A 6,462-nucleotide genomic window follows, 5' to 3' on the forward strand; every position below is an offset into this window, starting at 1 on the left:
GTCGCTGGCTTACAGGTTGTAGCCGCGCTCGTTGTGCTGAGCCAGGTCCAGGCCCACCGACTCTTCCTCGTCGGTCACCCGCAGGCCCATCACCGCGTCCAGCACCTTGAGGATGACGAAGGTTGCGACCGCGGTGTAGATCACCGTGAAGCCGACGCCCTTGCACTGGATCCAGACCTGCGCCGCGATGTCGGTGACGGTGCCGAAACCGCCCAGCGACGGTGCGGCGAACACGCCTGTGAGGATCGCGCCGAGGATGCCGCCGATGCCGTGCACGCCGAAGGCGTCCAGGGAGTCGTCATAGCCGAGCTTGCGTTTCAGGCTGGTGGCGCAGAAGTAGCAGACCACGCCCGCCGCCAGGCCGATCACCAGCGCGCCCATCGGGCCGACGGTGCCGGCGGCCGGCGTGATCGCCACCAGGCCAGCCACCACGCCCGAGGCGATGCCCAGTGCGCTCGGTTTGCCGTGGGTGATCCACTCGGCGAACATCCAGCCCAGCGCCGCGGCGGCGGTGGCGATCTGGGTGACCAGCATCGCCATGCCGGCGGTGCCGTTGGCGGCGGCGGCGGAACCGGCGTTGAAGCCGAACCAGCCGATCCACAGCATCGCCGCGCCCATCAGGGTGTAACCCAGGTTGTGCGGCGCCATCGGGGTGGTCGGGAAGCCTTTGCGCTTGCCCAGCACCAGGCAGGCGATCAGGCCGGCCACACCGGCGTTGATGTGCACCACGGTGCCGCCGGCGAAGTCGAGCACGCCCCAGTCCCACATCAGGCCGCCGTTGCCGGACCAGACCATGTGCGCGATCGGCGCATAGACGACGGTGAACCAGATGCCCATGAACACCAGCATGGCGGAGAACTTCATCCGCTCGGCGAACGCACCGACGATCAGCGCCGGGGTGATGATCGCGAAGGTCATCTGGAAGGTGACGAACACCGCCTCGGGGAACAGCGCCGCCGGGCCGGTCAGGCTGGCCGGGGTGATGCCGGCGAGGAACGCCTTGCCGAAGCCGCCGACGAAGGAGTTGAAGTTGACGACGCCCTGCTCCATGCCGGTGGTGTCGAACGCGATGCTGTAGCCGTAGATGACCCACAGGACGCTGATCAGACCGGTGATGGCGAAGCACTGCATCATCACGGAAAGGATGTTTTTCGAACGGACCATGCCGCCGTAGAACAACGCGAGGCCGGGGATGGTCATGAACAGCACGAGGGCCGTGGAGGTGAGCATCCAGGCCGTGTCGCCGGAATTGAGGACCGGGGCCGCCGCTTCGTCTGCCGCCATGGCCAGGCCGGGCATTACGATAGGCAACAGGGCTCCTAGCCCTGCGAATTTACGCAGAGTCATTTTGTTTTCTCCTGGGGCGTTGGGTTTGTGGCGGCTTAGATGGCGTCGGTATCGGTTTCGCCGGTACGGATGCGGATCGCCTGTTCCAGATTGACCACGAAGATCTTGCCGTCACCGATCTTGCCGGTGTTGGCGGCCTTGGTGATCGCCTCGATGACCCGGTCAAGGTCCTTGTCGTCGATGGCGACGTCGATCTTCACCTTGGGCAGGAAATCGACCACGTATTCCGCGCCGCGGTACAGCTCGGTGTGACCCTTCTGCCGGCCGAAGCCTTTGACTTCAGTGACGGTAATGCCCTGCACGCCGATTTCGGACAGCGACTCGCGCACGTCGTCCAGCTTGAACGGCTTGATGATGGCAGTGACTAGCTTCATGAAACTCTCTCCCGAATTGGTGGACTTGCCCCAGGAAAACAAACCCGACTCAAGTCTAAGCGCAGTGCCTGGCTTTGTAACGCATCGTCGGCCCTCCCGGCCCGACCGACGCCAGCTAACCGCATCAGACGAAACTCCCCGCTCCGCCTGCCGCACTGCATTCATCACAGCGACTGCATCAGTGCATGGGTCACCACCGACTAAGCAGAAAGCTTGCCACCTTGCCAAAACCCACTGATTTCAATCCCTTGGCCGCGTCGGCAGTGGCCATCACTAAAATGGCACCGGGGATACGCACAACAACGGTGCGCCGCCGTCCGGCGGCTTGCGCGAAAAGCGTGCATCCCTGCCGGCGCCAATGACTATAGACACTGCGTGATACACTGCCGGCCATTGTTTCCAGGACATTTCCCATGCTCGCGCCCAAAGACTTCCTCGACGCCCTGAGCGGCACCGCCTCCCGTCTGTTCAGCGGCGACACGCCCTTGCCCAAAGCCGAAATCGAAAGCCAGTTCAAGATGCTGATGCAGAGCGCCTTCAGCAAACTGGACCTGGTGAGCCGCGAAGAGTTCGACAGTCAGATGGTGGTGCTGGCCCGCACCCGCGCCCGCCTCGAAAGCCTCGAGGCAAAGGTGGCGGAGCTCGAAGCGAAGCTGAACCCGCCGGCCGAGTGAGGCCGCAGCCTACCGGGCTACGGATCGGCAGCCCATGAAAAACCCCACACCTTCCGGTGTGGGGTTCGCGTATTCGGTGAAGGCGTCCCGCGCCTCAGGCGCCGCGCTTGACCACCCGCCGGTGGCAATCGGCCGGGGACAGTACCTTGCCCGACCTTGAGCGGACCGCAATGGTCTCGATCGGTTCCGACAGTTCGTCGTCCAGCAGCACCGAATGGCACTCGCCTTCCTTGAAGAGGAAGCGCTCCCCCCACTGGCGCAGGCTGACCACGATGGGAAACACGGAGCGCCCCATTTCGGTCAGCACGTATTCCTTGTAGGCACTGCCGTCGGACGCCGGCTGCACCTCGAACACCCCCAACTCGACCAGCATCTTGAGCTTGACCGTGAGGATGTTGCGGGCCAGGCCCAGGCGTTTCTGGAATTCCGTGAACCGGCGGACGTCGTCGAAGGCGTCGCGGATGATCATCAGCACCCAGCGGTCGCCGATGGCTTCGAGCGTTCGGGCCACGGGGCATTCGCTTTGCGCCAGTTGCTGCTGTCGGGCCATGGGTCTCCGGATTCAATCGGCAAGAAGGAAAAAAGACGCTGCGGGCGTCAGGGTAAGTGCTTCGAACAACTGGTTGCATATTAAAACTTGATTGGGTAAAAATCCACGCATCGGTTTTGTTTCGAAACCACATCAGCTCAAGGATGGATGTCGCGATGCCGGATTCTCAAACGCCCTCGACAATGGATCGCGAGACCGCTGCCCTGGCTGCTCGGGAACGCCCGGCGCCGACGCTCGGCCGCTACCGGACGCTGCTGTTCGCCATCACCTGCGCCATGGCGGTGGCCAACGTGTATTTCGCCCAGCCGCTGCTGGAGTCCATGGCCGCGAGCCTTGCGGTCGCGCCCGGCGCCATCGGCGTCGTGGTGACCGCCACCCAGGCCGGTTACGCGGCGGGGCTGCTGTTCATCGTGCCGCTGGGCGATCTGCTCAACCGCAAGCGACTGATCCTGACGCAGATGCTGACGTCCGCCGTCGCCCTCTGCGCGGTCGGCCTGTCGCAGGACTGGCTCACGCTGCTCGGCGCGATGGTGCTGGTGGGTTTGATGGCCGTGGTGGTGCAGGTGGTGGTCGCCTACGCCGCCGCCCTGGCCAGCCCGGAACAGCGCGGCCAGGCCATCGGCACCGTCACCAGCGGCGTGGTGCTGGGCATTCTATTGGCCCGCTTCGTCTCCGGCGCCGTGGCGGACCTGGCGGGTTGGCGCGGTGTGTATTTCGTCTCGGCCGCCCTGATGGCCGGCATGGCGCTGGTGCTGCACCGCACCCTGCCGGCGTCCGCCGCGCCACCGGCCGCCGGCGGCTACCGGCAGTTGCTGCGCTCGGTCTTCCAGCTGTACCTGAGCGAACGCACCCTGCGCGTCAGGGGCACCTTCGCCCTGCTCATCTTCGCCGCGTTCAGCGTGCTGTGGACCTCGATGGTGCTGCCGCTGAGCGCGCCGCCCCTGTCGCTGTCGCACACCCAGATCGGCCTGTTCGGCCTGGCCGGTGTCGCCGGTGCCCTGGCCGCCGCCAAGGCGGGACAGTTGGCCGACCGGGGCCTGGGCAACCGCACCACCGGCATCGCCCTGGCGCTGCTGACCTTGTCCTGGCTGCCCACCGCGTTCGTCGAAAGCTCGCTGCTGGCCATGGTCATCGGCGTGGTGCTGCTGGACTTCGCCGTGCAAGCGGTGCACGTGACCAACCAGAGCCTGATCTTCGCCGCCCGGCCCGACGCGCAAAGCCGCCTGGCGGGCGCCTACATGTGCTTCTACTCGGTCGGCAGCGGCCTGGGCGCCGTAGCGGCCACCTACACCTACGCCCATTACGGCTGGGTGAACGTGTGCCTGCTCGGCGCCGCCATCAGCGGCGTCGCGCTGCTGTACTGGGCATGCCTGAACCGGACTTCCGCCGCGCGATAACCCTCGTCCTCCCCGGAGGCAAACCACCGTTGAGCCATTGCACGTAGCGTTGGCCGTCCTGATCGCGGCCATCGTGGCGTACAACGAAAGCGTGCCGCTGAACAAAGTGCTGGCGGTGATTCTGATCGTCCTCGGCCTCATCGTCGGCCTCTACGGGCCGCGCATCCGCAACGCTGTGCTGGCGCGGCCTGCGCGCACTTAGGGCTGAAACGGCAGGCGTCCGGGAAGACGCCTGCCGCAACATCCGGTGAAGGTTTGCCGCCCCGCGCCCGCCGCCGGATCCGTTTCCCCCGTCTACCCTTGAAGCACCGCAGGAAGCGGCCCGCCCATTTCAAGGAACGCCCATGTCCCTCGCCATCGTCCACAGCCGCGCCCAGATCGGCGTGGAGGCCCCCGCCGTCACCGTCGAAGTCCATCTGGCCAACGGCCTGCCGTCGCTGACCATGGTCGGCCTGCCCGAGACGGCGGTGAAGGAGAGCAAGGACCGGGTGCGCAGCGCGATCATCAATTCCGGGCTGCAGTTTCCGGCGCGGCGGATCACCCTGAACCTCGCCCCGGCGGACCTGCCCAAGGACGGCGGGCGGTTCGACCTGGCCATCGCCCTGGGCATCCTTTCGGCCAGCGTACAGGTGCCGACCCTGACCCTGGACGACGTGGAGTGCCTGGGCGAACTGGCGCTGTCCGGCGCCGTGCGCCCGGTCCGCGGGGTGCTGCCGGCGGCGCTGGCGGCGCGCAGGGCCGGCCGCTCGCTGGTGGTGCCGCGGGCCAACGCCGAGGAAGCGTGCCTGGCGTCGGGGCTGAAGGTGATCGCGGTGGATCACCTGTTGCAGGCGGTGGCGCACTTCAACGGGCACACGCCGGTCGAGCCGTACGTGTCGGACGGCCTGATCCACGCCGCCAAACCCTACCCCGACCTCAACGAGGTGCAAGGCCAGGCGGCCGCCAAGCGCGCCTTGCTGATCGCCGCGGCAGGCGCCCACAACCTGTTGTTCAGCGGACCGCCGGGCACCGGCAAGACGCTTCTGGCCAGCCGCTTGCCGGGGCTGCTGCCGCCGCTGACCGAAAGCGAAGCGCTGGAGGTCGCGGCCATCCAGTCGGTCGCCAACGGCGCGCCGCTGACCCATTGGCCGCAGCGCCCCTTCCGCCAGCCGCACCACTCGGCGTCCGGGCCGGCCTTGGTGGGCGGCAGTTCGAAACCGCAGCCCGGGGAAATCACCCTTGCCCACCACGGCGTGCTGTTCCTCGACGAACTGCCGGAGTTCGACCGCAAGGTGCTGGAGGTGCTGCGCGAGCCGCTGGAGTCAGGCCACATCGTGATTGCCCGGGCCAAGGAACGGGTGCGCTTTCCGGCGCGCTTTCAACTGGTGGCGGCGATGAACCCGTGCCCCTGTGGATATCTTGGCGAACCCACCGGCCGTTGCTCCTGCACGCCGGACATGGTGCAGCGCTACCGCAACAAGTTGTCGGGGCCGCTGCTGGACCGGATCGACCTGCACCTGACGGTGGCGCGGGAAGCCACGGCGTTGAATCCGCTGGTGAAACCGGGGGAGGACAGCGCCAGTGCCGCCGGGCAAGTGGCCGAGGCCCGGGAGCGCCAGCAGAAGCGCCAACGGTGCGCCAATGCCTTTCTGGATTTGCCGGGGCTGCGGCGCCATTGCGGGTTATCCACAGCCGACGAGGCGTGGCTGGAATCGGCCTGCGAGCGCCTGACGCTGTCGCTGCGCTCGGCGCACCGCCTGCTCAAGGTAGCGCGGACGCTGGCGGACCTCGAACGCTGCGACGGCATCCGCCGCGAGCATCTGGCGGAGGCGCTGCAGTACCGGCCGGCGACGCAGTAGGGGCGGGAACCGCGTCGGGCCCATCGCGAGCAGGCTCGCTCCCACAGGGGATTGGAGGTGCCGGCAAAACTGTAGGAGCCAGCCTGCTGGCGATGGCGGTCTGTCCGGCACATCGATGTCGGATGTTCCGCCGCCATCGCGGGCAAGCCCGCTCCCACAGGGCGCGCGGTGAGGCGGCTAGAACTGTGGGAGATTCTATGGTTGAGGCAAAGCCCTCAGCCTGCTTTCGGTTCATATTCGCTTTGTCCTTTGAGCAGGGCGAATACGATCCGGGCCAGTTTG

The 6,462-nt window shown here is 66.7% G+C and carries 7 protein-coding genes; 4 read left to right on the forward strand and 3 right to left on the reverse strand.

The genetic code is table 11. The annotated features are described in order from the left end of the window. Positions 1–9: 9 nt before the first annotated feature. Both CAG31_RS11880 and glnK read right to left on the reverse strand, forming a co-directional pair. Complete coding sequence (locus CAG31_RS11880) at positions 10–1,347, reverse strand: ammonium transporter (protein WP_085581189.1); 1,338 nt, start codon at positions 1,345–1,347, stop codon at positions 10–12. 35 nt (positions 1,348–1,382) lie between these two features. Further along, complete coding sequence (gene glnK / locus CAG31_RS11885) at positions 1,383–1,721, reverse strand: P-II family nitrogen regulator (RefSeq protein WP_002555808.1); 339 nt, start codon at positions 1,719–1,721, stop codon at positions 1,383–1,385. 413 nt (positions 1,722–2,134) lie between these two features. Here glnK and CAG31_RS11890 point away from each other — a divergent pair, with 413 nt between their 5' ends. Then, positions 2,135–2,395, forward strand: coding sequence for an accessory factor UbiK family protein (locus tag CAG31_RS11890; protein ID WP_085581192.1), 261 nt, complete (start codon positions 2,135–2,137; stop codon positions 2,393–2,395). Between the two features lie 94 nt (positions 2,396–2,489). Here the strand turns inward: CAG31_RS11890 and CAG31_RS11895 are convergent, their stop codons facing one another. Further along, positions 2,490–2,945 carry a helix-turn-helix domain-containing protein gene (locus CAG31_RS11895; RefSeq protein WP_085581194.1) on the reverse strand — a complete coding sequence of 152 codons (456 nt, stop codon included), beginning with the start codon at positions 2,943–2,945 and terminating at the stop codon, positions 2,490–2,492. A 182-nt stretch (positions 2,946–3,127) separates the two neighbouring features. Between CAG31_RS11895 and CAG31_RS11900 the strand changes: the two genes are divergently transcribed. From CAG31_RS11900 to CAG31_RS11905, 3 genes are all read left to right on the forward strand, one after another. Further along, positions 3,128–4,342, forward strand: coding sequence for an MFS transporter (locus CAG31_RS11900; RefSeq protein WP_371856102.1), 1,215 nt, complete (start codon positions 3,128–3,130; stop codon positions 4,340–4,342). Positions 4,343–4,379: 37 nt separating this feature from the next. Continuing rightward, positions 4,380–4,544: a hypothetical protein gene (locus tag CAG31_RS28425; protein WP_170929951.1), complete on the forward strand. Its 165-nt coding sequence runs from the start codon at positions 4,380–4,382 to the stop codon at positions 4,542–4,544. Between the two features lie 142 nt (positions 4,545–4,686). After that, positions 4,687–6,180: a YifB family Mg chelatase-like AAA ATPase gene (locus CAG31_RS11905; protein WP_085581198.1), complete on the forward strand. Its 1,494-nt coding sequence runs from the start codon at positions 4,687–4,689 to the stop codon at positions 6,178–6,180. Positions 6,181–6,462: the final 282 nt, after the last annotated feature.

Source organism: Pseudomonas sp. R25(2017) (assembly GCF_002112565.1).
GTDB lineage: Bacteria > Pseudomonadota > Gammaproteobacteria > Pseudomonadales > Pseudomonadaceae > Aquipseudomonas > Aquipseudomonas ekonensis.

What these genes read in the sequence shown, in the direction of transcription:
- glnK (WP_002555808.1), bottom strand. Translation starts at nt 1,721, where the DNA reads ATGAAGCTAGTCACTGCCATCATCAAGCCGTTCAAGCTGGACGACGTG.
- CAG31_RS11890 (WP_085581192.1), top strand. Translation starts at nt 2,135, where the DNA reads ATGCTCGCGCCCAAAGACTTCCTCGACGCCCTGAGCGGCACCGCCTCC.
- CAG31_RS11880 (WP_085581189.1), bottom strand. Translation starts at nt 1,347, where the DNA reads ATGACTCTGCGTAAATTCGCAGGGCTAGGAGCCCTGTTGCCTATCGTA.
- CAG31_RS11905 (WP_085581198.1), top strand. Translation starts at nt 4,687, where the DNA reads ATGTCCCTCGCCATCGTCCACAGCCGCGCCCAGATCGGCGTGGAGGCC.
- CAG31_RS11895 (WP_085581194.1), bottom strand. Translation starts at nt 2,945, where the DNA reads ATGGCCCGACAGCAGCAACTGGCGCAAAGCGAATGCCCCGTGGCCCGA.
- CAG31_RS11900 (WP_371856102.1), top strand. Translation starts at nt 3,128, where the DNA reads ATGGATCGCGAGACCGCTGCCCTGGCTGCTCGGGAACGCCCGGCGCCG.